Annotated in this window: 15 protein-coding genes; 14 read left to right on the plus strand and 1 reads right to left on the minus strand. The window is 55.6% G+C overall.

The genetic code is table 11. The features are described from left to right. Positions 1-21: 21 nt before the first annotated feature. The 11 genes from pseG (at position 22) to EN818_RS21820 (ending at position 12,515) form a co-directional block, all read left to right on the plus strand. Positions 22-1,110: a UDP-2,4-diacetamido-2,4,6-trideoxy-beta-L-altropyranose hydrolase gene (pseG, locus tag EN818_RS21770; RefSeq protein WP_135905249.1), complete on the plus strand. Its 1,089-nt coding sequence runs from the start codon at positions 22-24 to the stop codon at positions 1,108-1,110. After that, positions 1,103-1,630 (plus strand): UDP-4-amino-4,6-dideoxy-N-acetyl-beta-L-altrosamine N-acetyltransferase, encoded by a 528-nt coding sequence (pseH, locus tag EN818_RS21775; RefSeq protein ID WP_210237125.1) that lies wholly within the window; start codon positions 1,103-1,105, stop codon positions 1,628-1,630. The genes pseG and pseH overlap by 8 nt, the downstream gene beginning before the upstream one ends. Then, positions 1,627-2,688: a pseudaminic acid synthase gene (gene pseI / locus EN818_RS21780; RefSeq protein WP_135905251.1), complete on the plus strand. Its 1,062-nt coding sequence runs from the start codon at positions 1,627-1,629 to the stop codon at positions 2,686-2,688. Before pseH ends, pseI begins: the two co-directional genes overlap by 4 nt. Further along, a complete protein-coding gene (locus tag EN818_RS21785) occupies positions 2,685-4,148 on the plus strand; it encodes a hypothetical protein (protein WP_135905253.1) in 1,464 nt (487 codons plus the stop codon). The genes pseI and EN818_RS21785 overlap by 4 nt, the downstream gene beginning before the upstream one ends. Before the next feature lie 71 nt (positions 4,149-4,219). Next, positions 4,220-5,386 carry a glycosyltransferase family 4 protein gene (locus EN818_RS21790; protein ID WP_135905255.1) on the plus strand — a complete coding sequence of 389 codons (1,167 nt, stop codon included), beginning with the start codon at positions 4,220-4,222 and terminating at the stop codon, positions 5,384-5,386. Positions 5,387-5,404: 18 nt separating this feature from the next. Next, the gene (locus EN818_RS21795) at positions 5,405-6,433 is read left to right on the plus strand and encodes a polysaccharide biosynthesis protein (protein WP_126089433.1); all 1,029 of its coding nucleotides are present in this window, start codon (positions 5,405-5,407) and stop codon (positions 6,431-6,433) included. 63 nt (positions 6,434-6,496) lie between these two features. Beyond that, complete coding sequence (locus EN818_RS21800; RefSeq protein WP_135905258.1) at positions 6,497-7,417, plus strand: SDR family oxidoreductase; 921 nt, start codon at positions 6,497-6,499, stop codon at positions 7,415-7,417. A gap of 88 nt (positions 7,418-7,505) precedes the next feature. Further along, positions 7,506-8,639 (plus strand): UDP-N-acetylglucosamine 2-epimerase (non-hydrolyzing), encoded by a 1,134-nt coding sequence (wecB, locus tag EN818_RS21805; protein ID WP_281036011.1) that lies wholly within the window; start codon positions 7,506-7,508, stop codon positions 8,637-8,639. Between the two features lie 10 nt (positions 8,640-8,649). Then, positions 8,650-9,843, plus strand: a complete 1,194-nt coding sequence (locus EN818_RS21810; RefSeq protein WP_135905260.1) for a glycosyltransferase family 4 protein — start codon at positions 8,650-8,652, stop codon at positions 9,841-9,843. A 217-nt stretch (positions 9,844-10,060) separates the two neighbouring features. Continuing rightward, positions 10,061-10,456 carry a hypothetical protein gene (locus tag EN818_RS32780; protein ID WP_189523823.1) on the plus strand — a complete coding sequence of 132 codons (396 nt, stop codon included), beginning with the start codon at positions 10,061-10,063 and terminating at the stop codon, positions 10,454-10,456. A 736-nt stretch (positions 10,457-11,192) separates the two neighbouring features. Continuing rightward, complete coding sequence (locus EN818_RS21820) at positions 11,193-12,515, plus strand: hypothetical protein (RefSeq protein WP_135905262.1); 1,323 nt, start codon at positions 11,193-11,195, stop codon at positions 12,513-12,515. Here the strand turns inward: EN818_RS21820 and EN818_RS21825 are convergent. Continuing rightward, complete coding sequence (locus EN818_RS21825; RefSeq protein WP_135905264.1) at positions 12,496-14,382, minus strand: hypothetical protein; 1,887 nt, start codon at positions 14,380-14,382, stop codon at positions 12,496-12,498. The genes EN818_RS21820 and EN818_RS21825 overlap by 20 nt on opposite strands. A 459-nt stretch (positions 14,383-14,841) precedes the next feature. On the opposite strand from EN818_RS21825, the gene EN818_RS21830 reads away from it, so the two are divergent. From EN818_RS21830 to EN818_RS21840, 3 genes are all read left to right on the plus strand, one after another. Beyond that, positions 14,842-15,351, plus strand: coding sequence for a hypothetical protein (locus EN818_RS21830; protein ID WP_135905266.1), 510 nt, complete (start codon positions 14,842-14,844; stop codon positions 15,349-15,351). 261 nt (positions 15,352-15,612) lie between these two features. Continuing rightward, positions 15,613-16,422, plus strand: a complete 810-nt coding sequence (locus tag EN818_RS21835; RefSeq protein ID WP_135905267.1) for a CpsB/CapC family capsule biosynthesis tyrosine phosphatase — start codon at positions 15,613-15,615, stop codon at positions 16,420-16,422. Positions 16,423-16,445: 23 nt separating this feature from the next. Further along, positions 16,446-17,186: a polysaccharide biosynthesis/export family protein gene (locus tag EN818_RS21840; RefSeq protein ID WP_245518851.1), complete on the plus strand. Its 741-nt coding sequence runs from the start codon at positions 16,446-16,448 to the stop codon at positions 17,184-17,186. Positions 17,187-17,256 lie beyond the last annotated feature (70 nt).

Consider the following 17,256-nt stretch of genomic DNA (forward strand, 5'->3'; position numbering starts at 1 on the left):
GCTCTGCGGTAATTAAAACCCGTGCAGGTCGCTTTTCGAACTGATGCCTCGATCGAGATTGGCACCGGCCATGTCATGCGTTGTCTCACGCTGGCTGACGCGCTGCGGGAGCGCGGGGCAGAATGCCTATTCATCTGCCGCCTACACACTGGCCATCTTATGGATTTGATAGCAGAGCGTGGCCACAGGACCGTTGCGCTGCCAAGGCCTCCAGAGGACATAACGCTGACGCATGAGGCGCCACCCCATGCCTACTGGCTGGGGACGGACTGGGCAACAGATGCCCAAGAGACGCACCAAGCCATTGGGTCTGCGGACTGTCTGGTCGTGGATCATTACGGGCTGGACCGCCGCTGGGAGGAAGCGCTGCGTTCTGCCTGTCAATACCTGATGGTGATCGATGACTTGGCTGATCGCCCCCACGATTGCGATCTGTTGCTCGACCAGAGCCTTGGCCGCACGAAAGAGGACTACGACAGCCTCCTGGGCGCCGATGCCGTCACATTGCTCGGACCGGAATATGCGCTACTGCGGCCTGAGTTTGCCGAGCTGCGCGCAGCGAGTCTTGCTCGTAGGGTTCAACCTAAACTCGAACACCTGCTCCTAACTATGGGTGGCGTGGACAAGCAAAATGTCACTGGCCTTGTGCTGGATGCGCTCGACGAGGGTACCTTACCTTCGACTTTGCGCATCACAGTCGTCATGGGACCGCAAGCGCCGTGGAAGGACGCGGTGCGGATCCGTGCGGAAGCAATGCGGTACTCGACTCAGGTTCTGGTTGGCGTGAGCGACATGGCGCGGTTGATGTCCGAAAGCGACCTTGCTGTCGGGGCGGCAGGAAGCACGTCCTGGGAACGCTGCTGCGTGGGCTTGCCCAGCTTCGTTTTTGCGCTCGCGGACAACCAACATTCCGTGGCCTCGGCCCTGCAGGTCTCGGGCGCCGCGGTCGCTGTCAGGAATCCCTCGCAACTCGTTTCGGTACTGGAGGAGCGCTTCGTGTCAGGGACGATCGGTGAGTTTCTCTTCGGCCTAAGCAAAGCAGCCGCTGCGATTACAGACGGAGAGGGCGTTAGCCGGGTCGCCGACCGGATGGTGGAAGAATATGTCTGACCCGATCGTTCGGGCGATGATGGCTGACGATCTGCCAATGGTGCTCGCATGGCGAAATCATTGGGACGTGCGTCGTTTCATGTTTACCCAGCACGAGATTGGCCTGGAGGAGCACCGGAATTGGTTTTCCCGGTCGACCAATGAGGCTACACGCCGGTTGCTCATAGTCGTGGATAGAGAAGCACCTATCGGCTTCGTCCAATTCGACAATGTCGCTGACGCCGGGGCGTCGAACTGGGGATTTTATGCTGACCCGAACGCAGCGAGAGGAACCGGGAAAATGCTCGGTTTCGCGGCGTTGAAATATGCCTTTGGCGAATTGAATCTGCATAAGGTTTGCGGCCAGGCAGTGGATTTCAACACGGCCTCTATAGCGCTGCACGAACGCTTAGGTTTTGTTCGGGAAGGCGTATTGCGGGAGCAACAACGGATCCAGGGGGCCTATCGCTCCCTCGTCTGCTTCGGGTTGCTCAGAAGCGACTGGAATGAATCGATGAAACCTGTTGGAGAACCCAGTTGAGCTGTATCCAGATCGCCGGGCGCCGGATCGGGCCGGGTGAGCCCCCTTATGTCATTGCCGAATTGTCCGCCAATCATAACGGCAGCGTCGAAACGGCCCTGCACCTTGTGGAGGAGGCCAAGAAGGCCGGGGCAGATGCCGTCAAGCTGCAGACCTATAAGCCCGATACGATCACGCTTGATTGCACGGGGGAGGAGTTCCGCATCGACGGCGGCTTGTGGGACGGGCGCACACTCTATGATCTCTATGAAGAAGCGCATATGCCGTGGGACTGGCACAAGCTCCTCTTCGACCGTAGCCGCGAGCTCGGCGTTACGATCTTTAGCTCGCCTTTCGACAGCACGGCGATCGATCTCCTGGAAGACTTGAATGCGCCGGCTTATAAGATTGCCTCCTTCGAAGCTGTTGATTGGGCGTTGATCAAATACGCAGCCAGCACCGGCAAGCCGATGATCATCTCGACCGGGATGGCGGATGCAGAGGAAATCCACGAAGCGATAGAGGCAGCGCGTGAGGGCGGCTGCAGCGAATTAGCAATTCTGCACTGCGTCAGCGGCTACCCTGCACCGGCCGATGATTATAATCTGCAGACCATACCCGACATGATTGAGCGGTACGGACTGGTCACAGGCCTTTCTGATCATACGCTGGACAATACCACCGCCATTGCCAGTGTGGCTTTGGGGGCTTCGATCATCGAAAAGCACTTCACCCTTAACCGCGGCGGCGGCGGTCCGGACGACAGCTTCTCACTCGAGCCTGCCGAACTGGCGGCATTGTGTGTCGGCACGAAAACGGCTTGGAAGGCGCTCGGCAAGGTCGATTATGGACGCAAATCGAGCGAGCAGGGGAACGTGAAGTTCCGCCGGTCGCTCTATTTTGTACGGGACCTGAAGGCAGGTGATGTCATCACTCGAGACAGCATACGCAGTGTGCGACCAGGCTTTGGCCTTGCGCCTAAAAATCTCGAAGCTGTATTGGGCCGTCAGGTGACTCAGGACGTTCATTCCCCGACAGCAGTGCGCGCTGAGCTGATTGGTAGCTGGCAGGCAAAATGAACATTCTGCTTCTCTCGAACAGCGCGCCGAAATACTTTCATTTTTTCAATGCGCTCGCGGCGCGTTTCCGCAACGACGGAGCCACCGTGGCGGTCGCGGTAGACAGCGCATTTTCTCGCAAGGAGAACGGCCTGGATTCGGCGGGTTTCGCCGCAGTTTATGACTTCTCATCCTTTTTTGCGAACCATAAGGTGGATTTCGACATCCTAGAACGCTATTCCGGCTATAATTTGAACTCTGCCTTACTGTCGGACTTCGAGCGTGCGCAGACCTATGGCATCTGGGGCAATAGTGCAGACCTCGACTTTTTTGACCGCCTAAAAAGTGCGTTACTGACATTTTTCGAGAGGATATTTGAAAAGCATGGGACGGAACTCGTTCTATATGAGAATGTTTCCAATACGTTTGCACATTTCGCGCTGTTCGTAGCCCAGGAACGGCGAGCCGTTTATATTGGTCTAGGGGCATCTCGGCTGCCAGGCCGGTTTTCAGTTTCTGGGGATCCCTTGGCAGATGACTCTGTTGAGAGAAATTTTGCAGCGATCCGAGGTGGCTACAAGACGGTGGAACCAGATGTTCACCGCTGGGTGAAGGACTACATCGCCAACATCGAGACGATCGTTCCCGATTACATGAAAATCAATGGCCTGGAACGCATCGCCTTGCTCAAGCGGTACTTCAGGCGCGACCGTCTTGCCAGGATCAAGGCGCTGCTACGCCACGTGTCCGACAGTCGGACCAATTCGTTCCAGATCGGTAATCCCCTGCGCACACATACAAGCCTCTTTCTGCGCAATGTCCGTCGACGTCTCAAAGCGGGCACCGTTCGTGGCATGTATCAAAAGGCCGTAGCGGGAGAACGATTTCTTCTGTACCCGATGCACTTCCATCCCGAAGCCTCTACGTCGATCCTCGCTGGAGCCTACCTCGACGAGTATGAGGTGATCCGTAACATTGCCTTCAGTCTGCCTGAAGGCACCCGCTTGTATGTCAAGGATCATATTAGTGCCTGGGCATATCCCACGCTCGATTTCTACAGGCGTATTCGGTCTCTGCCGAATGTCAGGTTGTTAGGGCCGCATGAGCCGACAAAGGAGCTGATCAAATCGTCTGTAGGGGTTATCACCCTCACCAGCACTGTTGGCTACGAGGCGCTTCTGCTCAAAAAGCGCGTTTTTCTGTATGGCCGTGTGTTTTATGAATTCCACAAGGGCGTCGTCCCGATAGTAAACCCCGCCAACCTCCGCCGTATAATCTCGGGCGGCCTGGCCTCCCCGATAGGTTGGGACGATCAGTACAATCATGATTTCGTCTGTGCCTATTGGCTGTCGACGTTGCCGGGAACACTCAATCTAATGCTGGACCGTGTGCCAGCCGCTCAAGCTGCTGAGCATATCTACCGAGAATTGCTAAAGGCCGGGTTATTGCACGGTCTGCCAGCGATAAAGAGCGCAGCTTAAAGCGCAACTTTTCAAAGTCTAAAGCTTACATCTGAAGGCGGCGGCTTGCCGACAACGGCTCTTTTGCGGACATGAGCAAGATCAGAGTCCTTTGTGTTGCCGATTTTTATTTGCCGGGCTTCAAGGCGGGCGGACCAATTCGTACGCTTGCCAACATGTGTGAAGCTCTGCGCAGCAACATTGAGTTTTCGATTTTCACGAGAGATCGTGATTTGGGCTCCGACGAGCCGTATCCGGGAGTCCGTATCAACAGGTGGGTGCGCTCGCCGAACGGTTTGATATACTATGCTGACCCCAAAAAATTCAATGCCGGGCACGTGGCCAAAGCTGCGAAGCTTCACAGCTTCGACGTTTTGTACCTGAACAGCTTTTTTGGCTATCGATCATCAATTTCGATCTATCTCAAGCAGCGATTGGTCTGGAGAAATGGCGCGAGTGTCTGCATCGCGCCACGTGGCGAATTCTCTGCAGGCGCGCTGTCGATAAAGAGTTTTAAAAAAAGAATTTATCTGAGCTGTGCCAAGCTAGTTGGGCTTTATCGCGATGTGCACTGGCACGCCTCGACCCTACTGGAAGCTGAAGATATTCAGCGGCAGTTTCCCCATGCACGGGGCAAAATCCATCTCGCGGCTGATCCGGTGTCCGCGGCAGGTGAAAGCTTTAGTCGCCTGAAACGTCAGCGAAAAAGGGCGGGCGAATTAAGCATTGCCTTCATATCGCGCATCTCACCTATGAAGAATCTCACAGGCCTCCTCGAGATTCTCTCCCGAGTGGATCGCAAGATCAAGCTGAGCATTTTTGGCCCTGTAGAGGACCCTGCATATTGGCGGAATTGCCAGACCATCATCAAACGCCTCCCAACCCACATCACCGTCGAATACCGTGGAGCGCTCGAGCCTCATGAGGTTTCAGCGACGTTTGCTTCATATGATCTGTTCGCGTTCCCCACTCTGGGGGAAAATTTCGGGCATGTTATCTTTGAAGCTCTGCGCGCCGGCACACCCGTGCTGGTTAGCGATCGGACACCCTGGCGCGCCGTTTCAACCGGCGCAATCACGGTAATCCCCCTCGTTTCCGTTGACGTGTGGCGACAGCAACTGGCGCGTGCAGCGGACAGGGATGCCGAAGAACAGCGATCACTCGAAAAAGCCGCGCTTGAATTCGCCAACCGCTACGCCGCAACCGACGAGGCGCGATCGGACACTCTCAAAATGTTCCGTTCCGTTGCAGCCAATTGAAATAGAAAAGGACTTTCGATGTTCACCGGCAAGACCCTCCTCATAACCGGCGGTACTGGCTCCTTCGGAAATGCTGTTTTGCGGCGGTTTCTGGATTCTGACCTAGCTGAAATCCGCATCTTCAGCCGGGATGAGAAGAAGCAGGACGACATGCGGAAAAAATACAACAATCAAAAACTTAAGTTCTACATTGGTGATGTTCGCGACTACCAGTCGGTCCTCAACGCCGTGCGGGGCTCCAATTTCATTTATCACGCTGCCGCACTCAAGCAGGTGCCTTCCTGCGAATTCTACCCGCTTGAAGCCGTCAAAACCAATGTCCTGGGAACTGAGAACACCTTGGAAGCGGCGATAAACTCCGGTGTGGAGCGTGTGATCTGCCTGAGCACAGACAAGGCCGTATATCCGATCAATGCAATGGGCATCAGCAAGGCGATGATGGAGAAGGTCATCGTCGCCAAGTCGCGATTGAGCAACAATACGGCCATATGCGCTACCCGATACGGCAATGTGATGGCCTCGCGCGGCTCGGTGATCCCGTTGTTCACCAACCAAATTCGCGCTGGCCAGCCGATCACCATCACCGATGCTGCCATGACGCGTTTCATGATGACACTGGACGACGCGGTCGACCTGGTGCTCTACGCTTTCCAGCATGGCAATCCCGGTGAGATCTTCGTGCAGAAGGCGCCGGCGGCCACGATCGAGACCCTGGCTAGAGCGCTTACGGAGCTCCTGGGCGCTCCCGACCATCCAATTAGAATAATAGGTACGAGACACGGCGAGAAACTATTCGAAGTCCTGCTCAGCCGAGAGGAAAAAGTGGCGGCCCAGGACCTCGGCAACTACTACCGTGTTCCGCCAGATCTGCGCGATCTGAACTATGGGAAATTCTTCGAGCAGGGCGAGATCGAGATTTCGGAATCGACCGACTACAATTCACACAACACCGCGAGGTTGGGTGTCAAAGAGATGCAGACGTTGTTGATGAAGCTTCGGTTTGTGCAAGCTATTGTACGCGGGGAGCATGTTGAGCCAGAAGAGTGAGCCGAACGCGGTAAGACTCTGCGGTCCATTTAGCGCTATTGCTCAGCGCTCACCAGAAAGACGATGCGCAACGTGAAGACAAACAGAATCCTCGTCCTGGGCGCTGGCGGCATGTTGGGAAATGCGGTCTTCCGCGTTTTCGCCGCCGACAATCGATTTGTAACGATTGGTACGCTCCGATCATCGGCCAAAGCACGCTATTTTCTGCCCGATGAGCATTGGATCCTAATACCCAATCTCGACGTTCGGAACGACGGAGATCTGGTGGCCCTGTTTGCCGACACCAAACCGGATGTCGTAGTAAACTGTGTGGGCGTCATTAAACAGCTTGACGCCTCCCGAAACCATCTCACGGCACTGTCAATCAACGCTTCTCTCCCTCACCGCCTGGCGCAACTTTGCCGCATGACCGGAGCCCGCTTAGTGCATGTGAGCACGGATTGTGTTTTTTCGGGCGCGAAGGGCAATTACCTGGAAACCGATTTTGCCGATGCAAACGATCTGTACGGAAGGACGAAGTTTCTAGGGGAGGTGGATTACCCGAATGCAGTGACACTCCGCACGTCAATCATCGGTCACGAATTGGAGAGTTCGAAAAGTCTGGTTGACTGGTTTTTGAGCCAGACTGACCAGGTGAAAGGCTACAAGAACGCTATTTTTTCAGGTTTGCCAGCGGTCGAATTGGCGCGGGCGATTAAAGAGCTTGTCGTGCCAAATGCCGAGTTGAGGGGTCTGTTTCATGTCTCAGCTGATCCCATTTCCAAATTCGATCTTCTCTCCTTGATCTCGAGGATCTACGGAAAAAAGATAGATATCATCCCCGACACGACGGTCACTGTCGATCGATCCTTGAATTCGGACTTATTCAGGGGAGCAACGGGATTTATACCGGATGCGTGGTCGATACTTATCTTGAAAATGTATGATAGCTATCTGGAATATAACAAGCTTAGTGCTCTGAAGGGGGCGCTAGCTCGTAGTTAGCAGATGCCGCTTTCGTCTGGAAATAACTGAGTGCCTTGCAGCCCGATTAGCGCGCGGTTCCGCCTTGCGGGGCAAGAATGTGGAGCGGATGGTGAATAGTCTGAGGGTTATGACGATCGTCGGGACGCGCCCGGAGATCATCCGATTGTCGCGGGTAATCGACCGATTGGATCGATCGTGTGACCAATGCCTCGTGCATACGGGCCAGAACTATGACTATGAATTGAACCAAATCTTTTTCGAGCAGCTTAAGATTCGTCCGCCGGATGTGTTTCTTGAAGCGTCAGAAAGCACGGCCGCCAAAACGATTGGACGTGTGATCGCGGCAACGGATCAGGTGCTTCGCGAACGACGCCCTGAGGCGGTTTTGCTACTTGGGGATACCAACAGCTGCCTCGCGGCAATAGCCGCGAAGCGGTTGAAGATACCTATTTTTCACATGGAGGCCGGCAATCGTTGTTTCGATTCGCGGGTTCCGGAGGAGATCAACCGCCGCATAGTTGATCATGTCGCCGACATTCATCTGCCTTACAGCCAGATTGCGCGAAGCTATCTGCTGCGAGAAGGGATTGCGCCCGAACAGATCATCGTAACGGGCAGCCCGATGCGTGAGGTGCTCACCTACTATATGAACGAAATCAACAAGTCGGATGTTTTGGGTCGACTTTCTCTCGAGCAAGGGAAGTACTTCGTGATGAGTGCTCATCGCGAAGAAAACGTCGACGATCCGGACATAATGACCCGAATAGCTGGGATAGCCAATCGTTTAGCGCAGGATCATGACATTCCGGTAATTGTTTCGACCCACCCCCGCACCCGGTCGCGGCTGGACTCCCTGAACATCGAAATGAACCCCAGGATCCAGTTCATGAAGCCTTTCGGCTTCTTGGATTATGTGCACCTGCAGATGAATGCGAAAGCGGTTCTGTCCGACAGCGGTACGATCACGGAGGAGTCCTCCATCTTGAACTTTCCGGCGCTTACCTTGCGCGAAACCCATGAGCGTCCCGAAGGAATGGAGGAGGGGGCGGTAATGATGGTGGGCTTGGACGTGGACCGGGTCTGCCAGGGCCTTGCGATCCTGGAAAGCCAGCCCCGAGGGGCAGAGCGCGGGCTTCGTTTGGTTGCCGACTACGACGTACCCAATGTCAGTGAAAAGGTCGTTCGCATAATCCATAGCTATACCGATTATGTGAACCGCGTTGTATGGAAGAAGCACTGAGCGGGGGCAGATGCGGATCGCTTTGATAGCGGACACTTTTCCGCCGCTGCGCACGTCGGGGGCAGTGCAACTGAGAGACCTCTCGCGGGAATTCGCGCGACAAGGGCATCAGCTGACAGTGATGCTGCCAGCGGCCGAATTGGACCGCCCCTGGGCGATCGAAGACTTTGACGGAGTAACCGTGCTGCGCCTGCGAGCGCCGCCTACCAAGGAAATTGGTTATGTGAGGCGGACCTGGAACGAGTTCGTTATGCCTTTTGCCATGTTGCGCAATCTGCGCAAAAGCCCGCTGGCAGGGCAGCGATGGGACGGGATCGTTTGGTATGCTCCCTCAATCTTCCATGGCCCCATGGTCAGCGCGCTAAAGCGCGAAAGCGGCTGCAAGGGATATCTTGTCATTCGTGACATTTTTCCCGAATGGGCCGTTGATATGGGTCTGATGGGCCGCGGTCTGCCGTACCGTTTCTTTGATGCCATCGCGCGCTACCAATACTCGATTGCTGATGTGATCGGCGTCCAGACGCCAGGCAACCTGGCTTACTTCAATCGGTGGCGGCGGAGGTCGGGGCGTGTCCTTGAGGTGTTGCAGAACTGGCTGGACAAGCCTTCAAACGTGCGTTGTTCGATCCGTGTCAGCGAGACGCCGTTGGCCGGGCGCAAGCTGTTCGTGTACGCAGGCAACATGGGTGTGGCTCAAAGCGTCGGCATTGTATTGGACTTGGCGCAGAGAATGGCCTCCCGGACCGACGTGGGTTTCCTGCTGGTCGGTCGAGGCAGCGAGGCTCGAAGACTTAGAGAAAAAGCGCAAGCTCTCGGCCTCACCAACGTGGTCTTTTTCGACGAGATTGATCCCGACGAAATCCCGGACCTTTACGCACAGTGCCGGATAGGAATCGTCTCGTTGGATCTCCGCCACAGGTCTCACAACATACCAGGCAAGTTCCTGACTTATATGCAAAGTGGCCTCCCTGCACTCGTGCGCTTGAACCCAGGCAACGACCTGGCCGAGTTGATCCGAAGCGAGCGGGTTGGCGAAGAGTGCCAGAGCGATCAGCTAGATGAACTGGTCGCGAAAGCTGAAAGGTTGCTGGTGCAGGTAGAAACGGATGCCGAGTTGCCCGGACGATGCAGGCGATTGTTCGATCAACGGTTTTCCACCGAGCAGGCGGCTGCGCAGATCGCTGACGCACTTTCCGTGCCTTGATCATAGCGCTGAGGGCTTCGCCCGGATGAGGCTCGCCCCGGTCGGGAGTACTGCCACTCACCCGCGACGGCTGACCGCCTAGCGCCCTGCGCTCGCCGGCGAACATGCAGAACAGGGCGTGGATCATGGTGACCCAGATCCCAGATCGAATTGGCAACGGCACGATGCAGCGGCGCGCCATTTATTGTTCTTGTCATTAATGAAACGGATTGCGGACATGGTTGCCGGAGAACCAAACGACGTACAATTGAAACACGTCGACGGTCGGTGGGTGGTCAGGGTCATTGAAAACGGCAAAGTAAGCCGGCGTTCGTTCAACGCTCAGGACGCTGCCGAGGGCTACGCCGAATTCCAGCGGATAAGGTTGGGCCTGCCCGGAAAGCCACCTGTCTGGGAGGAAAATCCGGCTCACGAGCATCCCAAGAGCCTGCGCGAAATGGGGGATTTTATCATCGCCGATGTTCTCGACCTCGCCGAATACTCCGATCGGGGTATTGTCACCACTCTGGTTGATCCATACGGCGTTCGCCTCCGTCTCCATCTCACAGTTGTGACCTCAGAGTTGCTTTGCGAGCGAATTGCCACCGCCTTGGAGCATCGGTACGGCGCCTAGCCACTTCCAGTCGCTGCTTTCCTGCTTCAGGGATCGACAGCGCACGCCATCCCGCCGGCGTGATCACCTCGATGGGGTGTGCCATAGGGGTGGGTCTTGGCCTGAATGCCACGCGCAGTTGGCAGCAGTGGCCCGTCAGGAATCTGAATCGAGGACTCCGCTCAGCACGATGAAATAAACTGGTCGCTATTCCCGCTATCGGGCTTGTGTTTGCCGTCGGCTTCATGGCTGTCATACTCTCCCAGAGAGGTAACCCACGCCCACAGCCCCACGCCACGCTTTCGCCATTCACCGGGCGGCTCACCATTCCCTCGATAGACGATCTGCGGGTGGGAGGCCGCAAAATTGTCCTGTGCGGGGCCGCGTTAACGAAACGGCGGGCTCTACGCGACATGGTAACGGCTGCCCGTCGAGATTTCCAGGGAATTGTCTTGAATTGCAGACCCGTGGGGGCAGGCACCCCCTGCGATGGAAAAACCGGATCCAGGCTGGGCGATGCCCTGGTTGTCCAGTGTTCCATGCCGGACGGCCGTGATCTGGCTGCTGATCTCACCCAAAGGGGCTTGCTCTGCGGACAGCCGGCTCAGGCAGGGGATACTTATCCGGGTTGTTGATACCGAATTGATAGGCAGCCCGCCATTCAGTGCGGGCTATCTGAGCTCGCACAAGGTTCTACACGATCGGCGAGAACGGGGCTCGGGCGGCGTTGTGTCCCGGCGCGCGGTAAAGAGGGTCGATGTGGGTACCGACCAGGAGCGGGGGGTTATCAGCGTTGCATAACCTTGCTGGTATTAGTGAAAAAAAGGGCGGGGCCATTTTGAGCTCTGCCTTAGTTATCATCACGTATCTGACCATTGCGCTCTGCATCATAGGACAGTCGATCACCGAACTTTATACATCTAACTACTTGTTCGTATTAATCGCCTGCCATACAGCAAAATTGTGCCTCATTAAATTTCGCTCTCCGCTCGATATGGTGATCGGAATCGCCTTCCTACTGCTCTATGTGCCTTTCGCTCCGAACCTACTTATTTTTGACGGCGTGGACGCGTCCGTGATCATATCAATCTTTATCATCTTCTCGGACATCCTCAGGGTGTTTGACAACACCCCGGATTTCATTCCGGTTATACATTCTGGAAAGTGGCTTCAGTGGTGCGGGCTCGCTGTTGGCCTGTCGTCGGTCGTATTGGTCGGAATTGTAGCGCCGCGGCCTGAAATGAGCTTGATGATACCCATTGGTGTTGCACTCTATTTCCAAGAATACTTGATAAAGAGCGGCCAGAAAAGACCTGGGTCCGTAATCGTATTTCTACTGTTTGAGGCAGCCATCGGCGGAAATCTTTTCCTCTATTGGGGCGGATACGGCAGGCTCGCTGTGGCCGCGTACCTCATCATGCCGTTTGCGATGCTGTGCTCGTACCATCGGATCGGTATCAGGTTTTCCTATCTCGTGTTGGCCATGCCTGCTCTGCTGATATGGGCCATGCTCGTGCGAGGTGAAGACGCCAACAGCATCACCAGCTCCGCTGCTGTCGGCGTCACCGACCATATGCGGTTCACAGAGTACCTTCGAACCGGCTTGGGCTATGGCGATGTTGGGTTGGGGCCATACCTGAAGCAATTGGAGTTGTTCTACCTCAATTGGTTTCCCAGGGACCATTGGGCTGGAAAACCAGTGGGAGCTGGGTATTATTCCGTCGATTACTTATGGGGACGCGTCGGTGTTGGCGACGACTACAATGTCTCGTTGGGTTTTGTTGGTGATCAGCTGTTCACTTTAGGAAAGGCATACCCGATTGGGTTGCTGATCGTACTTACGTCAGTGATCCTGACAAGGAGAGCACTCGTTTGGCTTTCAGGAAATGACAGCATAGCGGCTCTGATCGCATTTGACGCAACCCTTCTCACCTATTTCTGGGGTGGGATGGCTGCGTTTGGGGCCCGCGCGTGGTTCGTAATTCTTCCAATCCTGGCCCTTTCAGGCCTTGGAAAAATTTGGACAAATGGCAGCCGCGGCCGTCCGTCCGTTACGGAAATTACATATAGTCGATCATGATCAGGCCGACAAAGCTGTCGCTCGATCCAGATTTTATGACCTTCATTTTGCCGTCCCAGTCGAGGCCGTCGGCGATCCAGATCACCAGGGTTTTTGAGGGGCCTCTGATGTTCGCTTCGAAATGTCCCCCATCTCGTGGGGCAAGCGAGGCCACTAAGACATCTTTGCCGGCCACCACAAAATAGAGATCCAACACAATGGCCGCCGCGGCGTTGACGTCATCGCAGAGCAGCCGGAACTTACAGGGCCTGGCGTACTGCGGGAGGAAGACCTGCATGGTGGCGGGATTGCTTCCGCCACCAAATCCACTCACGTCGCTCGGCGCCCACGTTAACGTCTTCAACTCGGCGACTTGCCAGTTTCCGGAGTAGATTGTCTTCCGGTCGGCTGTGAGCTGGTAGTAGCCATCCACCACGGTCCCTGCAGGGCCCTCCTCCTCCATGCTGATCTCTGCCGGAATAGCTCGTCGATCGGATGCGCGCACAGCGGCGCTGCCATAGGCCGCCTGGTCTGACACGCGCTTGTAATTCAGGCGTCGGCAACCGTTGAGGTCAATCTTTCCATTTTCAGAGTGCCTTCCGAGGTCGGTGGTCATGTAGGCTTGCACGTCCATGGGAACATTGGAGTGCACATTGTCAAACCGAGCGTACACGCGGCCCCCAAACCTAGCCAGGATAGGGCTCGCGGACCTGCTTGCTCTGACGGCCATGTCTTCGAAACGCAGCCTGAAGGCGTTGCTTACCGAAATATCACTTGCCGTGTGATGGTCGATAAAGGGGCCATCCCCACGGGCCTCCATACGAACACCCCGACTTGCAAACTGTGCGGTTACCTGAAACGCGCCACCGACTCCGGGGTAAGTAAAGGACACATAGGGGCCGTACCCGATGACCGAGCCGCCCAGATGGTTGATGAAGCTTCCGCGCTCGAAAACGATCATTGGCCATTTCTCGCTCGCGTCGGCCACGTCGTCGTTCTCAATGTCGAGGCCAATCAGCTGGTGATTGACCGCCTGGATGTTGTTGTAGATGAGGCTCTTTCTGCAATTCTTGAACTTGCTGTGCAGGAACATCACCTCTGACTGATAGGCGTCTGTAAAGATGGTGGCCCCGCCGTCAAACCGCGCCCCCTCCTGGAAACCGACGATCCGAACGCCCTTGAACAGGTGCTTCCACGCCGGCCCACCTGACAAAGTACCGACAAATTGGATCGCCCTTGATGTGCCCGGGGTCCTGTCGAGGAGCTCAATGTCCTCGAAATTGACGTAGCTGATGTTGAGGTCACTGTAGAACATATTCTTTTTGGGCACTGCGTTATCAAACCAGATGCGGGTCGAGTTGCCGCTGTCGCCGATCACCTTGAACGAGAACTTGTAGTCAGCATTCGGCATGCACAGGGTGTCCGTAATCCGGTATTGGCGACCTGGGAGATGAACGGGAAGTCCGACGGTCATGGCGGCTTTGAAGGCTGCCCGTATTGGCCCCGTATCGTCCGTGCCAACCCCGGTGAGGTTGCTGTAGTCGCCGGCGGCCCCGAAGGCTAAGACATTGAACCCAGCATCTCCTGGAACAACGTATAGCTTCACTCCGCCCGCGGTTGTGATGTGTTGGTCACCGGCGACAGACGCCGCTACCTGGTAGTGGAAGCCTTGAGCCTCGACGATTTCACCCGCGCGAATCTGCACCCTGCCAATGCCTTCTGAATAGCAAAGCATTGTATCGGCCAAGCAGGCTGCGACGGTCGCGAAGCTGTGTGAAATTGCAGCCTTTGCGTTTGGATTGCTTGGTCCAATAACGGGTTGGCCGGACCGACTCGCCGGGATGAGAACAAGGCTTGGCGTTGCGCTGAGAAATTGACGGCGGTCCATACTTCGCTCCCTTGTCGCAGCGTGGTGTCACTTGAGCGTGCTCATCGAGTTGATCTTGACCTCTAAAGTGCCGCGTGACGGCCCGATGCTTCCACGGGTATCGAGGCAGGGCCGTCGCTTCAGCGGAAACGACGTTTCTAAGCAGAGAGAGAGATGTTCATCCGAGCACGGTGGCGGTGGCAAGAAAGTGATATTTCGCGGTAATCTATAAGTGAACAGAGAAAAAATAGGTAGATAGCCTCATGCGGCGTCAGACGCGCGAGGGAACGCTTGGAATATGTCTACAATTCAAATATTCTGTAGTTCTAATATATTGTTGTATAACAGTCACGCGGTAATATCTAAGGCTCATATCGCACATGCGAAATAGCTTGGAATCCGAGCGAAAAGCTGTTAGGCGCTAATCGCGGTATATTGACTTGGGCGCGTCTGTAGGGCGCAAACAAAGGATCGAGGCACATGAACATTGTTTTGAAAGCAGCGCTGGCCGGGATGGTCGCGTCATTCGGATTTGGCTCAGTTTCGGCTTTCGCTCAAGATGCATCGTGCACTTGTGCAACGGCATATCAGGGACCGGCAAATCCAATCGGATCGATTCAAAGTGTAAGTGGCAATGTGATGGTTTCGCAGACGGCCGGTTATGGGCCCGCCAAAGAGGGAAGCGCCTTGGATTTCGGCAGTCGTTTGCAGGTCGGTGCCAACGGCTTGGCGTCCGTTCGGGTCGGTGGTTGCAAGCTAAGCGTGCCAGCGAACTCAAGTCTCGACATTTCGCGTGTCGAGAACAACATCTGTCTCAAGATCGTCAAACCCGAACACACCGCGGCCGCCATAAGCCCGGAGCACACCGGAGCCATTGGCCCGTCCGGCAGGTTTGCATTTGGCCTGCCCGAAACATTTTTTGCAGGCGCGCTCATTACTGCCGGTGTGCTTACGGCTACCCAGAATGATGATAACGGGGTGAGCCGCTAGCCTCGTCTGGAATGCGGCCGGATGGGGTCAAAAGGGGCAAGGATGAGCCTTCGCTGTCGGTTGGGTGCTGTTTCGGCTTTCTGTCGATGACGGCGCTCACCCTCCGCCTTCACGGAGATGGCAATTCTTCAAACCGATAGCTGGAATTCTGCGAGCGGCGCTCTGCGGTTGTCAAATGTGTCAACCGCTTTGAACCGGGTGGCGTGTTCGAGTTTTTTGCAGCGTAATCGCTGTGTTGCTGTCACGTGACCAAGAACGCTTATGATTGACCTGCATTCTCATATCTTGCCTGGTCTCGACGACGGCTCGCCCAACCTTGTTACTTCGCTGGAAATGGCGAGGCTGGCGGTAGCCGACGGAATAACCCACATGGCGTGCACTCCCCATGTGGTGCCTGGCATGTATGAAAACCGGACAGAAAATATTGCTGCAGCGATCCATTCGTTGGAGCAAGCGTTCTTGCGCGCTGCTATACCGCTTGCCCTCTATGTAGGCGCCGACGTCCACATAGCCCCCGACCTTCCTAGTCAGCTGGCGAACGGTATAATCCCAACTTTGAACCGGTCGCGCTATTTTCTGTTCGAGCCGCCCCACCATGTGTTGCCTCCGCGGTTGGAAGAGCTCGCTTTGCGCCTCATAGAGGCTGGATTCGTTCCCATTCTCACACATCCGGAGCGTCTAACTTGGATCAAGGCGAATTATGACGTGATCGAAAGATTGAATAGGCTCGGGTGCCTTATGCAGATTACTGCGGATTCGATTATTGGCGCCTTCGGGCGTACGGCTCTCTACTACTCGGAAAAGCTCATAGACGAAGGTAGGGTAGATATTATCGCGTCCGATACACACAGCGCCGATCGCCGTCGACCTGGCCTTTCGCGGGCGGTTGAGGCCGCCGCAAAACGGTGCGGGGAAGATGAGGCTTACCATATGGTGGTAACGCGCCCGACCGACATATTGGCGAACCGACCGCTTGAGCCCGTTGGAAAAGCATTTGCAAACAAATCACCTCCCGACAACGTCGGCCACCTCGGGAGACTTGGTCGTCTGCTAAAGGGCGTGTCCTCCTAATGCGTTGTTTTGAGAAGTGCGCCATGATCACCACGATGCTGGTGCTCGGCTCCCTTGCGATGTCGGCCTGCACCAGCACAACGGCGCCTTCGGTCGATGCGCTGCAACTCACATCATCATCGTCGGTCGCCCTTTCCGGCGGTGGCGCTCTACAGGTTGTTAAGGATCTTCCTGCTCCTCAAAATACCCAGAACGGCAGTGAACAGCCGTTGTCGCCGAATGACGTGCTCGAGGTTGACGTCTTCCAAGTCGACAATCTGAACAGGACGGTTCAGGTCGATGCCAGCGGGCAAATTTCGCTCCCGTTGATCGGAGCCGTACCTGCAGCAGGGAAAACCGTCCGTCAGTTGGAGAAGGAAATCGAAACCGGGTACGGCGAGCGGTACCTTCAGTCACCCGACGTTACAATTTTCGTCAAGGATTCCGCAGGACAACGCATCACCGTTGATGGCGAGGTCAACAAGGCCGGAATCTATCCCGTAGCGAGCAACGCTTCATTGATTGACGCCATCGCGCTTGCCGGAGGCTTTAATAACATCGGCGATGCGGGAAAAGTCTTTGTTTATCGCAGTAACGGTCAAAACACACTGGTCGCCAACTACAACGTCGAGAATATTCGCTCCGGCAAGAGCCGCAACCCACGCATCTACGGTGGCGATAAGGTGATCGTATTCCCTTCGAAATCGAAAATCGCCTTGAACAACCTCAAGGACGCTCTCGGCGTTGCGTCAACTGCAGTCAGGATTGGCGTACTCGCGCCTTAGTCAGGCTGGCAAATCAATTCCGTATGGATCAGGAACGCCCGCACTATGCTTGATCGTAGCAGGCAGCACC

This window comes from Mesorhizobium sp. M3A.F.Ca.ET.175.01.1.1 (assembly GCF_004791945.1).
GTDB lineage: Bacteria > Pseudomonadota > Alphaproteobacteria > Rhizobiales > Rhizobiaceae > Mesorhizobium.